Source organism: Brachybacterium epidermidis, from assembly GCF_015209585.1.
In the GTDB taxonomy this organism is placed as follows: domain Bacteria; phylum Actinomycetota; class Actinomycetes; order Actinomycetales; family Dermabacteraceae; genus Brachybacterium; species Brachybacterium epidermidis.
Genome location: NZ_JADEYR010000002.1, coordinates 57,630 through 74,898, shown reverse-complemented (window position 1 = coordinate 74,898; position 17,269 = coordinate 57,630). Strand labels below are relative to the sequence as shown.

At 67.1% G+C, this 17,269-nt stretch carries 13 protein-coding genes and 3 pseudogenes; 9 read left to right on the top strand and 7 right to left on the bottom strand.

The window, feature by feature from the left end; all coding sequences use genetic code 11:
• Positions 1-36: 36 nt before the first annotated feature.
• The 4 genes from IOE58_RS03040 to IOE58_RS03025 all read right to left on the bottom strand — a co-directional run bounded on the left by IOE58_RS03040 (position 37) and on the right by IOE58_RS03025 (position 3,544).
• Positions 37-1,209: a toxic anion resistance protein gene (locus IOE58_RS03040; RefSeq protein WP_348981849.1), complete on the bottom strand. Its 1,173-nt coding sequence runs from the start codon at positions 1,207-1,209 to the stop codon at positions 37-39.
• Positions 1,210-1,334: 125 nt separating this feature from the next.
• On the bottom strand, positions 1,335-2,234 hold the full coding sequence (locus IOE58_RS03035; RefSeq protein WP_228018760.1) for a hypothetical protein: 900 nt from the start codon (positions 2,232-2,234) through the stop codon (positions 1,335-1,337).
• Between the two features lie 68 nt (positions 2,235-2,302).
• A complete protein-coding gene (locus IOE58_RS03030) occupies positions 2,303-2,806 on the bottom strand; it encodes an SRPBCC family protein (protein WP_193865168.1) in 504 nt (167 codons plus the stop codon).
• A gap of 36 nt (positions 2,807-2,842) precedes the next feature.
• Positions 2,843-3,544, bottom strand: coding sequence for a DUF899 family protein (locus IOE58_RS03025; protein WP_193865167.1), 702 nt, complete (start codon positions 3,542-3,544; stop codon positions 2,843-2,845).
• A 90-nt stretch (positions 3,545-3,634) separates the two neighbouring features.
• Here IOE58_RS03025 and IOE58_RS03020 point away from each other — a divergent pair, with 90 nt between their 5' ends.
• From IOE58_RS03020 to IOE58_RS03010, 3 genes and pseudogenes are all read left to right on the top strand, one after another.
• Positions 3,635-4,309, top strand: coding sequence for a TetR/AcrR family transcriptional regulator (locus IOE58_RS03020; protein ID WP_259890397.1), 675 nt, complete (start codon positions 3,635-3,637; stop codon positions 4,307-4,309).
• A gap of 268 nt (positions 4,310-4,577) precedes the next feature.
• A pseudogene (locus IOE58_RS03015) lies at positions 4,578-5,968 on the top strand (IS1380 family transposase).
• 236 nt (positions 5,969-6,204) lie between these two features.
• Positions 6,205-7,095, top strand: a complete 891-nt coding sequence (locus tag IOE58_RS03010) for an FRG domain-containing protein (protein WP_193864970.1) — start codon at positions 6,205-6,207, stop codon at positions 7,093-7,095.
• A gap of 147 nt (positions 7,096-7,242) precedes the next feature.
• Here the strand turns inward: IOE58_RS03010 and IOE58_RS03005 are convergent, their stop codons facing one another.
• Positions 7,243-8,655: an IS1380 family transposase gene (locus tag IOE58_RS03005; protein ID WP_193864963.1), complete on the bottom strand. Its 1,413-nt coding sequence runs from the start codon at positions 8,653-8,655 to the stop codon at positions 7,243-7,245.
• Between the two features lie 266 nt (positions 8,656-8,921).
• On the opposite strand from IOE58_RS03005, the pseudogene IOE58_RS03000 reads away from it, so the two are divergent.
• From IOE58_RS03000 to IOE58_RS02990, 3 genes and pseudogenes are all read left to right on the top strand, one after another.
• Positions 8,922-9,854, top strand: a pseudogene (locus tag IOE58_RS03000) (ISL3 family transposase); the annotation flags it as partial.
• 113 nt (positions 9,855-9,967) lie between these two features.
• A complete protein-coding gene (locus IOE58_RS02995; protein WP_119933836.1) occupies positions 9,968-11,509 on the top strand; it encodes an IS1634 family transposase in 1,542 nt (513 codons plus the stop codon).
• Between the two features lie 28 nt (positions 11,510-11,537).
• A pseudogene (locus IOE58_RS02990) lies at positions 11,538-11,978 on the top strand (ISL3 family transposase); the annotation flags it as partial.
• Between the two features lie 58 nt (positions 11,979-12,036).
• Here the strand turns inward: IOE58_RS02990 and IOE58_RS02985 are convergent.
• Positions 12,037-13,668, bottom strand: coding sequence for a M81 family metallopeptidase (locus tag IOE58_RS02985; RefSeq protein WP_193864969.1), 1,632 nt, complete (start codon positions 13,666-13,668; stop codon positions 12,037-12,039).
• Between the two features lie 103 nt (positions 13,669-13,771).
• Between IOE58_RS02985 and IOE58_RS02980 the strand changes: the two genes are divergently transcribed.
• Genes IOE58_RS02980 through IOE58_RS02970 form a run of 3 tightly spaced genes read left to right on the top strand, consistent with a single transcriptional unit; the run spans position 13,772 to position 15,990 of the window.
• Positions 13,772-14,053, top strand: a complete 282-nt coding sequence (locus IOE58_RS02980; protein WP_017823480.1) for a hypothetical protein — start codon at positions 13,772-13,774, stop codon at positions 14,051-14,053.
• Positions 14,050-14,394 (top strand): type II toxin-antitoxin system RelE/ParE family toxin, encoded by a 345-nt coding sequence (locus IOE58_RS02975; RefSeq protein WP_193864968.1) that lies wholly within the window; start codon positions 14,050-14,052, stop codon positions 14,392-14,394. The genes IOE58_RS02980 and IOE58_RS02975 overlap by 4 nt, the downstream gene beginning before the upstream one ends.
• 57 nt (positions 14,395-14,451) lie before the next feature.
• Positions 14,452-15,990, top strand: a complete 1,539-nt coding sequence (locus IOE58_RS02970; RefSeq protein WP_193864967.1) for an alpha-L-fucosidase — start codon at positions 14,452-14,454, stop codon at positions 15,988-15,990.
• 7 nt (positions 15,991-15,997) lie between these two features.
• Here IOE58_RS02970 and IOE58_RS02965 read toward each other — a convergent pair whose 3' ends face one another.
• Positions 15,998-17,239, bottom strand: coding sequence for an ATP-binding protein (locus tag IOE58_RS02965; RefSeq protein ID WP_193864966.1), 1,242 nt, complete (start codon positions 17,237-17,239; stop codon positions 15,998-16,000).
• Positions 17,240-17,269 lie beyond the last annotated feature (30 nt).

The following is a 17,269-nucleotide window of genomic DNA, read 5'->3' as shown; positions in this document are numbered from 1 at the left end:
AACGAAATCGCCGCTCGCGGCGATGAGAGGAGCTGATCAGTCCTCGATGCGCAGCAGGTCCGAGGCCGAGTCGATCTGGGCCTGCTGGGCGGGGGCTTGCTCCATGCGGCGCATGTAGGGCTGGGCTCGCTCCACCTGGTGCTCCAGGGCGTTGACGGTCTCCAGGAAGTTCTGGTTGGCCTGGGCGCGGAAGGTGTCGATCCCGTCCATGGTGGTGAACAGGTTGTCGAAGGCCTTCTGCAGGGTCTCGGCGGAGACGCCCGAGGTGGCGGCCTGCTCCTGGATCTTCACGGAGTTGTCGGCCAGCATCTGCGAGGTGCGCGCCACCAGCGAATCGGTGGTGGAGTTGACCGCGTCGATCTGGTCGAGCACCAGCTTCTGGTTCTCCAGCGCCTGCGCGGTGATCACCGCGGTGCGCAGTGCCGTCACCGTGGTGGTGCGGGCCCGCTCCACGCCCTGGGCGAGCTTGGTGTTGTTGTCCTCGATCAGGCCCATCGCCATGTACGCCTGCACGGTGACGGCGATCTGGGTGGCCACGTCCTGGCGGCGCTGACGCACGGCGAACAGCACGTCGCGCTCCAGGGCGTCGGCCGCCTCGGTGCGTCCCTCCGCACGGGCCTGCCGCGCCTTCTCCACCGCCCGATCATCCAGCAGACCCAGCAGGTGGGAGGCCTTCTGCAGGGCACCCAGGTCCTCCCACAGTCCGCGGCGCTCCACGGCCAGCTCCGCGTTGTCGCGCTGCAGCATCTCCTGGCCGCGGCCCAGGGCCGTCAGCACACCGTCGAGCTGCTTCTGGTTGGACTCGAAGCTGCGGAAGTAGCGCTTGGCGGCGCCGCGGCCGGGCAGGAAGCTCAGTGCTTTGGAAGCGAAGGTGTCCTCCTTGGGGGCCAGGTCCTCCATCGTGTTGCGCAGGTCCGCGAGGGACTTGGAGACCACTTCCTGGCTGCCGCCGGACTCCTTCGCATCACGCAGAGACTGCTCCATGAAGCGGGAGGAGGTGCCGCTGGTGCGCTCGAAGGTACGACGCGCCACCGCGCCCAGCGCGTTGACCTGGGCGGTGAACTCCTGGGAGTGGGGGTTCAGGGTGGAGATCTCCTCGAGCCACTGGTCGGCGCGGGTCTCCAGCTCCTTCTGCTGCTCGGCGGGCAGGTCGGTGAGCAGGGAGACGGCCTTCTCCTCACTGAGCTCCTCGACGGGCTCGGCGGGCACGATCTCCTCGGCGGGGTGGGGGCTGAAGCTTGTCCATGGGGGCCTCCTCAGGCTGATGGTCGCGGGGACAGGAATGGTCGGGCCGGTCCGTCGGCCCCGGCGGGGCGGTGGCGGACCGGCGGCTCTCATACGTCGATGATGGGGTTCAGGTGCTGATCGGCGAAACGGGTGCGCAGGAACTCGGAGTGCACCTCGAGGGAGCGGGACACCCCGGCCACCATGTCCTGCTCGATGCGCTCCACGCCGTCGGCCAGCACACCGAGCTGCTGGTCCACGGCCCGCAGGTTCTCCAGCGCCTCCTCGCGGGCGGAGCCGCGGAAGGTGACCAGGAAGCCGATGATGTCCTCAGCGGCGTCCACCAGCTCCGGGACGTACCGGGAGGCCATGCCCTCCAGCATCGTCACCTCACCGGAGGAGGGGCGCAGGGTCTGTATCGCCTCGGAGCCGGCCAGGGCGTCGATCCGCACCAGCAGCGCGTCGACGTCCTTCAGCACCTGCAGGGCTGTCGGGTCCGAGGCGCGGGCGCGCAGGTCACGGGTGCGTCCGCGAGTCTCAGCGGTGGCGTGCAGGATCTGCTCGAGCATCTCGCGGGTGGAATCGGGCACGTCGGCACCGGTGGTGAGCAGACGGGCCGGCTGCGGGCGCAGGGAGTACAGCAGGCCACCGGGGCCGCCCGCGGCCAGCACCCCCACACCGGCGGCGATCGCGGCGATCGGCCCGGCGATCACCCCGGCCACCCCGAGAGCGACCACGGCGAAGGCCGCCGCCGAGCCCGTCAACACCGGCACCCCGAAGGACACCAGGGGGTTTCGACGGGGGCCGGAGCGCACCAGCTCGGTCGAGCTGCCGGCTGCGGGGGAGTGGACCTTTCCCTCCAGGGGCTTCGGGGCCGGTCCCCACAGGTCGCGGCGCTCAGCCGTGGCCTTCCACGGCAGGTCCATGTCCCCGGGCAGGGCGGGGCGTGAGGGCGCGGCGGCACCCTCGGTGGTCGGCCGCTGGGCCGACGGGTCGTTCCCCTCGCTCACGTGCACCCGCCTCGTCTCGTGGTCGTGCGCAGGTTATCGCTTACTGCTGGGCGGAGGGTAGACGGGGCTCAGGCGTGGCTGGTCTCCACGGCACCGGCGAGGGCCTCGAGGGAGCGTTCCAGATGGTCGATGCCCACGGCCGGCATCCCGCCGATCTGCTCGATGATCTCGGGCGGGGTGGCGCTCCAGTCGTAGGTGAGGCGCACGCGGGTGTCGGCACCCGCGGGTTCGAGGTCGTACCGCCAGGTCCAGCCGCCGGTCTCCAGGATGCCGTCTGCGGAGTACTGGGCCGGTTCCCACGCGATGGTGCGCTCCGGCTCCAGGGCGATGACGCGGTTGTGCATCTCGTAGCGGCCCCCCGCGTTGACGTGGAACATCTCGATTCCGAACACCTGACCCACCTCCGTGATCGTGGCAGGCGACTGCTCCAGGCTGCCCCGCACCCAGTCGGAGGGTTCGGTCAGGTGATGACGGGAGGGATCCGCGAGCAGGGAGAACACCCGCTCTGGCGCTGCGTGGATAGTGCGCTCGGCTACGAGGTGGGTGAGTTCGGCAACGTCCGGCGCGGGGATTTCGCTCCGTGCTATGTCGCTGTTGCGCAGTGTCGTTCATGACTGCGAGGCCCCGTAGAGCCGAGCAACGTCGGGGGAGTCCAGCCACTTCTCATAGGTGGGGGACTGCGGCCAGCCGTCCGGGACGTCCTGCCAGGCCTCCTGACGGCCCCAGGGCAGCAGGTCCACCAGGGGGAAGGTGTGGGAGAGCTGCTCGGTGCCGCGACCGGTGGTGTGCCAGGTGCGGTAGACCTTCTCGCCGTCGCGCAGGAACACGTTCACGGCGAACCCGCCGCCGGCAGGGGCGTCCATATCGGCGCCGAAAGGGCTGTTGGCGGTGGAGTACCACTGCATCTGGTTGCCCACCTTCTCGCGGTAGGCGAAGGCCGTGTCGATCGGGCCCTGGGTGACGACCACGAAGCGGGCGTCGTACAGGTCCAGGAAGTCCAGGCGGGTGAACTGGCTGGTGAAGCCGGTGCAGCCCCCGCACTGCCACTCGGCATCGGGGTCGGGGTTCCACATGTGGTTGTAGGTGATCAGCTGCGAGCGGCCCTCGAACACGTCGGCCAGGCTCACCGGACCGTCCTTCGACTCCAGCGTGTAGTCCGGCAGTGCCACCATCGGCAGGCGCCGGCGCTGCGCGGCGCTCGCGTCCAGTTCGCGGGTGGCGGCCTTCTCGCGGATGCGCAGGGCGTCGAGCTCGCGCCTCCAGGTCTCGGCATCTGTGACGGGTGGGAGAGCGGTGTGCTGCGTGGTCATGACGACCCCCAGGTAGGAAGGGATAGAGTCCATGTGAACACCATCCACATTGTGTGAACACCGTAAACTTGCGGGGGAGGGGCGTCAATAGTGGGGACCACGTCCGTCGACGCGCGCCGCTACCACCACGGTGATCTGCGGGCAGCTCTCATCGCCGAAGGCCTGGAGATCACCCGCTGTGAGGGTCCCTCGGCGCTGTCACTGCGTGAGGTGACCCGCCGCGCCGGCGTGACCCCCGCGGCCGCGTACCGACACTTCCGCGATCGTGCAGCCCTGATGGGTGCACTGGGCCAGGAGATCCAGGAGCGAATGGCCACGCGGATGCGGGAACGGGGGCGGATGCGGGAACGGATCGGGGAACCGGGCGCCGCGAGCGGGACCGGCGCCGAGACGCCCGTGGAACTGGTGGCCCGGGCCGAGGCCGCGCTGCGCCGCCTGCGCGGGGTGGGGCTGGGGTACATCGAGTTCGCGATCGAGGAACCGGGCTGGTTCGAACTGGCCTTCTTCGGTGAGGCAGGAGGCACCGATCAGGTGCGGCTCGAGGAGGTGCCACCCTTCGCGGAGCTGCTGGCGGCGCTGGAGGAGTGCGTTACCAGCGGCGCTCTGCCGGCCTACCGCCGTCCGGGGGCGGAGTTCTCCTGCTGGTCGGCCGTCCACGGCTGCGCCGAGCTGATGGTGCACGGGCCCCTCCGCGGCTCAGAACCCCAGGTGGTGAGGCAGGTGGCTGAGCGCGTGGTGGACGACATCACCACCGGGATCCGCTGAGGCGGATCATTGCTTTGAGAGTGAGCTGGGAACGAGCATGAGTCGAAAGACGGCCTCGAGAGAACGATCCAACGGGTGTGTAGTTGCCTCGGACCTTTGTGAGGAATATCATAGATGTGATCACCGATCAGATCGTGAGCGCCTAGCCTCGGGCTTTCATCGTTGAGGTGTCCGAGGGGCGGGTCGTAATGGGTGAAGGTGCTCCTGAGCTGGAAGAATAGGGCTTGTCTAGAGTCCAGTTCATCGCAGTCCAAGGAGCACCTTCAGGGTGAATACTACCGGGTTGTATCCACGTCCTCAGGTTGATGTCGCACCGGTGCCCGCCGTCGGTCAAGCAGGCGGGATCCTGCTGACCCAGACGCTGCGGGCGACGGGCCTGACCACCGAGCTGTCCAGAGCCCTGGCGCCGTGGAGGAAGCAGTTCGCGCGGCACGACCCAGGAAAGATCCTCACCGATCTTGCGCTCATGTTGGCGGTCGGTGGGGACTGCTTGGCTGATGTCGCGACGCTGCGGGCGGAACCAGATGTGTATGGGCCTGTGGCCTCGGATCCGACGATCTCCCGCCTGCTCACGACCCTGGCCGGTGACGTCGACAAGGCCGAGAGCGCGATCAGCACGGCCCGCCGGAAAGCACGCAAGAACGCCTGGGCTCAGGCCGGGAACCACGCCCCCAACGCGAACGCAACGGCGAAGAACCCACTGGTCATCGACCTGGACGCATCGCTGGTGACGTCCCATAGCGAGAAAGAGTTCGCGAGGCCAACGTTTAAGAAGGGCTTCGGATTCCACCCGCTGCTCGCGTTCGTTGACCACGGCGCGGGCGGGTCCGGGGAGATGCTGACCTGCCTCCTGCGTCCCGGGAATGCTGGCTCGAACACCGCAGCCGATCACAAGCAGGTGATCGCTGATGCGCTGGCGCAGGTGGGGATGGGGTCCCGGCCGGGGCGGAAGGTGTTGGTCCGGATTGATGGTGCCGGCGGGACGAAGAAGACGCTGCAGGAGCTGGTGAAGCGGCGGGTCTCGTACTCGGTCGGATTCACCCTGCCCGCGAACACGCCGGAGCTGTTCCGCTTGATCCCCAAGCACGTCTGGGAGCCTGCCTACAACTCCGACGGCGACGTCCGGGACGGCGCGGATGTCGCCGAACTGACCGGGCTGCTCGACCTCGACGAGGACTGGCCAAAGGGGATGCGCGTCATCGTCCGCCGCGAACGTCCCCATCCCGGAGCGCAGCTGCGGTTCGATGACATCGACGGCTACCGGCTCACCGCGTTCGCCACCAACACCACCACGGGCCAGCTCGCGGACCTCGAGATCCGTCACCGTCGCCGTGCCCGCTGCGAGGACCGGATCCGGGCCGCGAAAGACGCCGGCTTACGGAACCTGCCACTGAAGACCTTCGCCCAGAACCGGATCTGGTGCCAGATCGTCGCACTGGCCAGCGAGATCACTGCCTGGATGGGGCTGCTCGGCTACGCCGACCAGCCCGCCCGGCGGTGGGAGCCCAAACGTTTGCGCCACCGCTTGTTCCAGGTCCCCGCGACCATCGCTCGGCATGCCCGGCAGCGGGTCCTGCATCTCTCGACCGGTCACGCTGGGCCCGGATCGTCCTGGCAGGCCACGCCCGCCTCACCGGCCTCCCCGCCCCCGCCGGATAGCTCCCGGCCCCGTCGCTGACCGCACTCCCCAAGGACCCTGGCACCGGAACGCCCGACCACCGCGACCGACACGCGGCGGACCGTCACACCCTCTTGCCAGAATCAGCTACGGACATCGGCCTCGACGCCCGACGCTGCCGCTCAGCAGCACCGTGAAAGATCGAGGCTAGTCAGCAGCACTGTAGATCAATCGCTCCGGTCTCACCATCTCAACTGAAGGCCAATGGAGTTCTATCGTGCTGATTAAGCCTAACGATCACTATGATTTGGTCGAGACTACCCTTAAGACATCGAGCGAGCTTCAGAGGTATTTTGAAGAGATTGAAGCTAAAGCAGACGAAGCTGGTTGCGATGTGTATTGGAGAGGTCAGGCGAACTCTGCATGGGCCGTGACATCCTCCCTCGTGCGTTTAATGGCGAATGACGAGCTCACTGATGCCGACTTGCAGAAGGTGGAGAACCGCATACTTGCGGAGTCTAAAGACTGGCTAGTCGCAGAGAGGCCTAAGCTCCGAAGTAATTTGGAATGGCTTGCATACCTGCAACACAACTGGGTGCCGACGCGGCTACTCGACTTTAGTCCAGACCCCTACATTGCCACGTTTTTTGCGGTCGAGGCCATGGACGAGGTGGATGGTCGGCTGTTTGCGGTGCTTCTTCCGCGCGATGATGAGGTTCTGGATGGAAGCGTCGATGTAAATATTGGAGATATCAAATCTGGGAGCATAAAAATTTTCAAACCCCGGGCGGAAGTCTCGCCTCGTCTTGCCGCTCAGTCTGGAGTTTTTCTTCTAGGAAAGCTCCCTTCGACGCAGGTGCATCGATGGGTATGGGATGAATATGTAGAGGAGAATAGGCAGATGCTCAAGGATGAGGTCTCGGCCATTATGTCCCTTCCTTTCTACTTTACTAACCCGGAGTCTGCGCGTCGCGCTGAAAGTAAAAGCGTTACAGCATATACTGCGAGAATTCATGTCAATAAGGCTTCGATTCGCCGTCAGTTGCGTAAGGCTGGTGGGGGAAGGTCGCATCTGACCCCGACGACACCCGTCACTCATCAAACCTGCTATCCAGATGTGGATGGCATGCGACGCTTCTCTAACCTCGATCTTTCATCGGGCTGGTGAGCGGTCGCGGTCGGCGTCGTTGCCGGTGTTCAGCTGCTGATTCTGGCATTCGGGTATGACAGATCGTCGCAGTGTCCGTTGCGGGCGGTCGGGTTCCACTCCCGAGAAGAGATGCTGCTGGTCGTAGGGACGGGCGGCCTTGCCGGATCAGGTCTGCGCGACGGCAATGCGGAGCCGGTTGACGCCGGTTAGGACGGTGCGGGCTTCGGGAGCGTGCTGGGCGAGGTGGAGGAGGTTGTGCCGGCTGCGGCGCACGAGGGTCGCGGGGATCTCGAACAGCCGTGCGCGGAGCCGTTTGGGCTCCCACTTCCGCGCATCATGGCCGGTCAGCGCGATGGTCTGCATCCAGGCGACGAGCTCGCTAGCGAGCTGGATGATCTGGCACCAGACCTGGTTCTGCGCGAAGCCCTGCAGCGGGAACTTCATCAAGCCCATGTCCTTGGCGTTGCGGATCCGGTCTTCGCATCGTGCGCGGCGGCGGTGTCGCAGCTCGAGCACGGGAAGTTGGCCGCGCGGGGTGTTGGTCGCGAACGCGGTGATGCGCATCCCCTCGTGATCGGTGATCCGCAGCTGCGCCCCAGGATGAGGACGTTCCTTCCGCACGATCACCCGCATCCCGGGCGGCCAACCCTGAAGATCCAGCAGCCCGGTCAGTTCCGCGACCCATGCTCCGTCGCGGATCCCGTCGGTGTCGGTGTCGTAGGCAGGAGTCCACGTCTTCGCCTCATCGATACGTTCCAGCAGGTCGGGAGTGTTCGCGGGGAGGGTGAACCCGACTGAGTAGGCCAGACGCTGCCCGGTCAGCCACTTGACGAAGTCCTTGGTGCCACCGGCTCCGTCGGTGCGGATCAGGACCTTCTTCGACCCCCTTCCGCCGGAGGAGAGCAGACCAGCCGGGAGCTGCGCAAGGGCCTGCCTGGTGATGGTGATGTGATCGGCGGCGGTGTTGGAACCGGCGTTGCCGGGGCGCAGGTGGATCGCCAGCGGTTCCCCGGTTCCTTCGCTGCCGTGGTCCAGGAAAGCGCACAGTGGGTGGTAACCGAAGCCGCGTTTGAACGTCGGTGCAGCCTGCTCCTTCTCGCTGTGGACGTTGATCAGGGTGGCGTCGAGGTCGATGACCAGCGGATTCTGCGCACTGACCCTGCGGACCGGGGAGTGGTCGCCGGCCAGTGCCCAGGCCCGTTCCCGCGCGATGCGGCGGGCCTGGGAGATCGCCTCGACCACGGCGGGTGCGTCCTCGGCCAGCGTGGTCAGGTTCCTGGAGATCGTTGGGGCCGAGGCGACGTCTCCGAACAGTCCCGGTTCGCATCGCAGCAGATCAGTATCCGAAGCGTGCTCGCCGCCGATCGCGAGAGTCATCGCGAGGTCCAGCAGGACCTTCGAGGCGTGATGCTCGGCCAGTGGCTTCGTCCACGGATCCAGAGCTTCACGCAGCGAAGGGGCGAGGCCGGTGGCGTGGATCGTGCCGGTCAGCAGCACCGCGCCCGCATGCGCGGCCGCCGGGACCTCAGCGATGTCCACGCGCGGACGGGGGTAGAAGAACAAGGTAGGGTGGGACACCTGAAAGGTGCTCCTTCCGGCCAGGGATTACGAGACTCAACACCCCGCATCATCCCAGGCCAGGAGCACCTTTCTTTATGCCGTCCGTCGGGCGAGACCACACCCCCGTGAAATCTCGAGGCTAAGATAATTATCAACCCGACCAGTTTGTAGGCTCTTCACGGTTCGTGGTGATGGAGAGCGTCGCGTCGCTGGCGTAGAACGGCCCGTGGTCCTGCTGTGATGGGTGTTGTCAAGACATCCACACCTCAGAGGACCACGAGCCTGTGCACGAGAATACTGGTCCGCAGCGTGATGCTGCGAGCACGATCTTCAACCTGCCCAACTACCACGTCATCGACGCGATCGACCTGCCCGACGGAGGGCGTCAAGTGGTGATCGCCTCGAGCGTCCCACCCGGGTGCCCGTCGTGCGGGGTGATCGCGACGAAGGTCCACTCCCGCCGCTCTCAGCAGGTGCGAGACGTCCCCGTGGCCGGGACGGTTCAGGTGGTGTGGGCCAAGCGGCGCTGGTTCTGCCTCGAGCCGGCCTGCGCCCGGCGCACGTTCTGGGAAGCCACCGACCAGGTCCCCCGATACGCACGCTCGACCACCCGGCTGCGCGATCAGGTCGTCTCTGCGGTGATCACCTCTGGCCGGGCGGCCTCGGAAGTCGCTCAGGCCCATGGCGTCTCGTGGTGGCTGGTCCAGGCCGCGCTGGCGGCTGCCGCCGTGGCCCTGCCTGCCGTTGACGAGGTGCCGGTGACGCGCCTGGGCATCGATGAGCACCGCTACCGGTCGGTGCGCTGGTTCCGCACCGACGACGGTGCCTGGAGACGGTTCGAGCCCTGGATGACGACCCTGGTCGACCTGACCACTGGGCAGGTCCTCGGTATCGTCGACGGCCGGGACTCCACCGCCGTCGGTACCTGGCTCGCCCAACGCTCCGAGTGCTGGCGGGAGCGGATCGAGGTCGTCGCCATCGATCCCTCAGCGGCGTTCCGCAAAGCACTGCGGACCTACCTGCCCCGCGCTGCGGTCTCGGTCGACAAGTTCCACCTCGTCAAGCTGGGAAACGACATGGTCACCACCGTCAGGCAGCGCCTCGCCCGCACCCACCACGGTCGTCGGGGTCGCAAGGACGATCCGGCCTGGGCGCACCGGATGCTGCTGCTGCGAGGCGCTGACACCCTCACCCCGCGCGCCTGGGAGCGGCTCGAGGCCTGAGTTGGACCTCTCGGGCCTGGTTTGAGAGATTTCAGTAGCGTTTCTGCTGGTCGTGGGGTTTCCAGGGTGGCTGGGTGGGTCACTAATTGGGGGTAGGGTCGGGGGTTGTGAGCCCGTTTCTGAGGAAGGTGACCACGGCGTCTGGCGCGACTGCCGTGCAGGTGGTCGCTAAGGAGGGTCGGCGGAACAAGATCCTTGAGCACCTCGGGTCCGCGCATACCGAGGCTGAGCTCGCTGTTTTGATGAGGGCCGGCCGGGACAAGCTCAATGCTGGTCAGGAGACTCTCGACCTCGGCTTGGAGCAGGATCCCCAGGCAGCTGTGGTGCGGTCCTTGCGGTCGCGCTTGCTGCTGGACGTGCTCCAGGCGACCTGGAGAGGGCTTGGTTTCGATGCGCTCGAGGACGAGGCGTTCTTCCAGCTCGTCGCCGCGCGTTTGATCTTCCCGACCTCGATGCTCGACTCCGCTCGCGTGCTGAGCGAGGTGGGGATCGATCCGGTGCATCGTTCAACGATGAAGCGCTGCCTGACCCGAATCCAGCAGTGCAAGTACCGCGACCAGATAGCGAAGAACTGCTTTGAACATGCCTCGACCAGCGGCGATATCTCTTTGGTGCTCTATGACGTCACCACGCTCTACTTCGAGGCCGAGCACGAGGACGAGCTGCGGAAGGTCGGCTACTCCAAGGAGCGCCGAGTGGATCCGCAGATCGTGGTCGGGCTGCTGGTGGATCGGGGCGGGTTCCCGCTCGAGATCGGTTGCTTCGAGGGCAACAAGGCCGAGACCACGACGATCGTGCCGATCATCCAGCAGTTCCAGGCCCGCCACGGTCTGGCGGACATGGTCGTCGTCGCTGACGCCGGGATGCTCTCCACCGCGAACCTGACCGCCCTTAACGAAGCGGGACTGCGGTTCATCGTCGGGTCGCGGCAGGTCAAAGCGCCCGGTGACCTCGCCAATCATTTCCACTGGCACGGTGATGCGTTCGACGATGGGCAGCTGATCGACACCATCACCCCACGTCACGGCAACACGAAAACCGACACGAAGCAGCACCGCCGGGAGCCGGTCTGGGACCCGATGGAGCATCCCGGGCATTGGCGGGCGGTCTGGGCGTTTTCGAAGAAGCGCGCGACCCGGGACGGGCACACGCTGACCGCGCAGGAGAACCGAGCCCGCGCTGTGATCGACGGGGACGTGACCGTGAAGTCGACGCGGTTCGTGAAGACCACAGCGGCCGGTCGCAGCCTCGACGAAGCCTCCCTCAAGCGGGCACGGAGTCTCGTGGGGCTGAAGGGCTACGTCACCAACATTCCCGCGACGGTGATGTCTGCGGCGGAGGTGCTCTCCAGCTATCACGACCTGTGGCAGGTCGAGCAGTCCTTCCGGATGAGCAAGACGGACCTACAGGCCAGGCCCATGTTTCATCGGCAGCGGGACGCGATCGAAGCTCACCTCACGATCGTGTTCACCGCCCTGGCAATGGCCCGTCTCCTGCAGGCCCAGACGGGGTTCAGCATCCGCAAGATCATCCGGACCCTACGGCCGTTGCAGGACGTGACCATCACCCTGGCCGGCCAGGACATCACGGCCAAGGCCGAGCTCACCGACGATGCCCGCACCATCCTCAAGGCCCTCAAGATGACTTGACACATGGGTCACTAAAGAGGTCCAACTCAGGAAGGACGATCCGGCCTGGGCGCACCGGATGCTGCTGCTGCGAGGCGCTGACACCCTCACCCCGCGCGCCTGGGAGCGGCTCGAGGACGTGTTTGGCACCGATGACCCCACCGACGAGCTCTCCGCCGCCTGGGGCATCAAGGAGCAGCTCCGCCGCCTGCTGGCCACCGACACCCTGGCCCAGGCCTGGAACGAACGGATGCGGATGGGCTACTTCGTCCAGATCGCGAACATGCCCGAGGCGACCAAGCTCTACGACACCATCGTGACCTGGTGGGACGCGATCGAGGTCCTCATCGTCACCGGCGCGACCACCGCCCGAGTCGAGGCAGCGAACACGGGCATCAAGAACATCAAACGCACCGGCCGCGGCTTCCGCAACGCCGAGAACTACCGGATGCGTATCCTGCTGGCCAGCGCCGCGAGACCCGCAGCGTGAATACCCGCCACAGCAGACCCATTCACCACGAACCACGAAGAGCCAGTTTGTAAGGTCATTAGCTCCGGTAGTCCTGTCGGACTCTTCTGGCCGACGGGGCAGGGATGTCGGCATCGAAGGGGATCATCGGCCGGTCGATCCGGGAGTGGCCCAGGCGCACCAGGTCCTGGTCCACACCGCCCGGGGTGAGCGCCAGCAGCCAGTCGGCGGCGGCCTCGTACTGGTCCGGCTCCAGGTAGCCCATCTTCACGGTGACCACATCGAACCCCGTCATCGACAGGCCCAGCCGGGCGAACATGTCGGCGGTGGCGAACTGGGAGCGGCGGGCAGTGACCACCACCGTCAGGCCCGACAACTGCTCGGCCCCCGCGCCCTGCCTGGCCCGGCTCGTGCTGCCCTCGATGTCGTCGCTGCTGCCGCTCGCACCTGGCGCGGCAGGGACCAGCACCCGCAGGGCTGCCGCACGCCCGGTCGCGGGGGAGTCGTCGAGGGCCACCACCTCGGCGCGCAGCGGCACCGGGCCGGGCTCACGGGCATCGATCCGCCCGCCCACCAGTAAGTCCCCGCGCCCACCCACGCCCATCTCCCACGCTGCCTGGGCCGATTCCGGGTCCACCAGGGACACCATCAGGGCGCTCACCTGCCCGGCCCGGATCTCCTCGCGCTCCAGCAGCTGGGCCAGGCAGTGGGTGGTGTCGTCGGCGCCGCCCGCGCCGGGGTTGTCCCCGGAGTCCGAGATCCAGAACGGCCGCTTCTCGCTGGCGATCGCCTGGTCCAGGCAGTCGGCGAAGCTGCCGGTGGGGGCCACGAACTCGAAGTCGTGCCGGGCCTCCCACACCGCGGTGGCCAGCTCCAGTGCGGCGGCGTCCACCGCATCCGCGTCGGCCCCGAAGGCGACGATCGCGGCCTTGCAGCGGTGCTGGTCGGCCCAGGCGAAGCCCACCCAGTACGACACGTCGGTCACGCCCTCACGCGCGGTGAGCTCGGGGATGCGGCCGTAGATGGACCGGGCCGGTTCGATGCGGGTGGAGGTCTTCTCCCCGGGCAGCAGCACCGGCACGTGCACCAGCGCCTTGTGGGGGAGCGGACCACCGGCCATGACGGCGGTGGTGGCGTCCACCAGGTCGCGCAGGCCCCGCTCGCGGGTCTCCCAGGCGTCGATGTGGGGAGCGTGACGGTAGCAGGTGAGCAGGTCGCAGGCGTCGAACAGGGTCTCGGAGACGTTGCCGTGCAGGTCCATCGCGGTGCCCACCACCACGTCCGGGCCGATGACCTCACGGATCGCGGAGATCAGATCGCCCTCGGCGTCCTCCAGGCCCTCCACGCTCATCGCGCCGTGGATGTCGAAGTAGAACCCGTCCAGCGGCCGCTCGGCGTGTGCGGCGGCCAGTCCCTCGCAGATCTCCTGCGTCCAGCCCTCGTACACCTCACGCACCAGCTGACCCCCGGGAAGGGCACGGGCGTGCAGGACGCCCACGTAGTCGGCAGCCTCGCGCAGCGCCTTTCCCGAGGCGGAGCCCCCGGTGAAGAAGGGGTAGCGGTCCAGGATCTGCTCGGTTCCGCGGCGCACCTCGAAGTCCTCCGCGGAGGAGCGGTACGGGGTGAAGGTGGAGGACTCGATGGCGATACCGGCGATGCCGATACGGGGCCTGCGAGGCTCAGACCTGTGGGGCTCGGTGCGACGGTTCATGAGGAGGCCCTCCCGGACTTAAGCGGTTGATGGCGGGTGGGGCCATCCTCGCAGCAGCAAGTGAGGTACACAAATGTGTACACGTTGGTGGTATCCTTTCGCCATGGCGATCACCCAGGTACGAACCAGCCGCGAAGCCCGCGAGGAGATCGGCGCTGCCCTCGCCCGGTTCCAGGTCGAGGGGGTGACGGCCGAGCCCCTCGTCTTCGGCGCGCACCGCAAGCCCCAGGCAGCCATCATCCCCTTCGAGCTCTACGAGCGTCTCGAATCGATCCTCGAGGACCTCGAACTCGCCGAGACCCTCGCGTCCCGTATGAGCCAGCCGTCCTCCGACAGCGACTCTCTCCTGACCGAGCTCGGCTTCGACCCCGCTGACTTCGCGTGAGCCTCCCTTTCCGCTGGATCCCGGCGTTCAAGGACGATCTCAAGGCGCTGCCGAAGGACGTCCAGAAGGCAGCGATCGAGATGCTGTTCTCGCTTGCACGCGGGGAGGCCAGCGGCGCTCCGCTCTACGACCACCCCGCCATCGGTGACCTCTCCGACTGCCGGAAGGTCTACCTCGACCCGGATCCCGAACACGCCACCAGGCCCCGATACCGCCTGGTCTATCGCGAGCGACACGGTGGGCTCCACGGGATGATGGTCGAGGCCATCGCCGCCGGTGAGCGATACGACATGGATGCTTACGTACGCGCCGCAGCCAACCTTGGGCCCACCTCCAGGTAGGTGCCACGACTCCCGATACGGTGGAAGGGCGCCCCCCCGACCTCGCAGGAGACCCTGATGATCAGCTTCGATGACCGCCACGGCCCCGAGGACGCCGCCCCCGCGAGCGCCTACCCCGATCTCACCGTCCCGGACTGGTACCGCGACGCCAAGTTCGGCATCTTCATCCACTGGGGTCTGTTCTCCGTGCCCGGCTGGGCCGATGTGCTGGACCGCTCCGACGTCACCGAGGACAACGCCTACGCCCGCCACCAGTACGCCGAGTGGTACGCCAACACCGTGCGCATCGAGGGCAGCCCCACCCGCGAGCGGCACCTGAAGCTGTTCGGGGAGGACCACGACTACGAGGACTTCGCCGACTCGTGGGAACCGATCCGGTCCAGCCCCGCCGCCATGGTGCAGCTGGCCCGCAAGGCCGGCGCGAAGTACCTGGTGCCCACCTCCAAGCACCACGACGGCTTCTGCCTGTGGGACAGCCAGACCACCGACTTCACCGCTGCCCACCACAAGCCGGGCCGTGACCTGATCGCGAAGCTCGAGGAGGCCGCTCGTGCTGCCGGTCTGCGCTTCGGCCTGTACTACTCCGGGGCGCTGGACTGGCACGAGAGCGACTTCGGGCCCATCACCTCCCACGAGGAGCTGTTCTCCTTCCGCCGCAATGACGAGGAGTTCGCGGCCTTCGCCGCCGCCCAGCTACGCGAGCTGATCGACAGGTTCTCCCCGGACATCCTGTGGAACGACATCGACTGGCCCGATGCCGGCAAGCACGACGGCCCAAACTCCCTGCAGCAGATCTTCCGCGAGTACCTCCAGAAGGTGCCCGGCGGCATGGTCAACGACCGCTGGGGCGTGCCCGTGCACGGCGTGGCCACCCGCGAGTACCAGGACATCGACTCCGTGCAGGACGAGGTGTTCGAGGCCACCCGCGGCCTGGGCCTGAGCTTCGGCTTCAACCACGACGAATCCGCCGAACACGCCCTGACGGGCGCTGAGGTGATCCGTCTGCTGGTGGACGTGGTCTCCAAGAACGGCAACCTGCTGCTGAACATCGGCCCCCGCGCCGACGGCACCATCCCCGAGCTGCAGACCCTCGCCCTGGAGGAGCTGGGCGCGTGGATCAACGAGTACGGCGAGGCGATCTACGCGACCCGCCCCTGGATGCACGAGGCCGTGAGGACCCCGCCGGAGGGTGTGCGGTTCACTCGCGGGACCGACGGCACCGGCCAGGAGCAGCTGCACGTGCTGCTGCTGGACCCCGAGGCCGGTGAGGTGCGGCTCAGCGCCGAGGTCTCCGCCGCGATCCGTGAGCTCGCCGAGGTGCCCGAGCGCGGCGAGAAGAAGGGCGCCGCCGGTGGCGCCAGCGACGGCACCGACGAAGCGGCCGGTTCGGTAGGCCCGGGTGAGCGGGAGGACGCCGACCGCGCGGACGACGCCCGCTCGGTGCCCGACGGTCCCGACCGCGATGACGACGATGACCAGCAGGAGGAGCCGGCCGCCGCCCACGTGGACGGCGACCGGGTGGTGCTCACGCCGGGTGATGCCAGCGATCCGGTGGCGGTGGTGACGCTGCCGGTACGGTCAGGCCCACTGGCTTGACCTCGGCTCAGTGCCCCGCGGGGATCTCCGGCCAGTCACGAACGAGATGTGCCTCGAGCGCGCGGTGACGGAAGCTGTACACCGCGCCGCGGTTGATGAGGCCGCGTGTCGTGTCCAATCGTCTCGCGAAAGAGGCGACCTGCGTCGAGTTGGAATAGCCCATCTCGCGGGCGATGTTCTTCAGCGATCGCTCCTCGGGAGGAAGAGCCGCCATCGCCTGGATCATCTGCTCCTCACGCTCCGGAAGCCGCTCGAGGATCCGTTCGACATGGGACAAGGCCTCACGCTTGGCCGTCCGCCAGCCGTGCAGCACCTGTTCGCGTGTGATGATCTCCGAGTCCCCGGCGTACCAGGCGTGGTAGCCGGCGAGCTGGAAGAGGAAGGGCTCGCCCTGGCAGAGGTCGAGAATCGCGTCCCGAGCATCGGGCTGCATCCCGATTCGAGTCGTGCCTCCCTCCCCATCCGGCACCGGCCAGCCGTCCATCACGAAGGACTGCAGAGCGGATTCGAGGTCCTTGTCGCTCAGCGGTGAGAGGACCCTACGGTCGAACCGACGACCGAAGGTCGCTCCTCGCCTCGCCGAAGCGATGTCCCAGAAGTCCGGAAGTCCGGTGAGGTAGACCGCGATCGGCAGGTAGCGCTCGATGGTCATGTTCGACGCCGTCCTGACGCCGACCCTGGTCGCTGTGACGTCCCCGAGGACGATGAGCAGCTGGGACAGCACCGCCTCGTCAGTGATGTTCTGGACCTCGTCGAGGTGGATCAGGATGACCGTGTCCTTCCTGGCCACCGCGGCCTCGCCGATGCGGATCATCAGCTCCCGTACCGCTGCGAACGCCTCCGGGGCCTCCTTCTCCCGCATCGCTATGGAGACACCCTTGGCCGAGATCGAGGTGACGCGGGAGAGCAGGCCGCCGATCTTCGCGTCGGCCTTGTTGAAGCCGATCTCGCCGGAGAGATCGACCAGAGCGCTCGCCAGGATCGACAGCGGGTCGGCACCGAGCGGAATGCGCAGCTGACCGGTCACGAGGTCCCCACGCTGCTTCGCGTCCTCCGTGATGTACCCGACGAGCGTGGACTTGCCGAGACCAGCCTCTCCCAGAATCAGGCGCGGTCGCTCCGACAGACCGTCCACGCGTCGAGGCCGCACGATGTCGACCCAGTCGTTGATCTCGTCATGCCGGCCGGCCCATATGGGTGGGACCACATCGGGCTGGACGCTGAAGGGACAATTCACGGAGCGGCGCATGTTGCTAACGTTAACAGCCTGGCGTGTCGC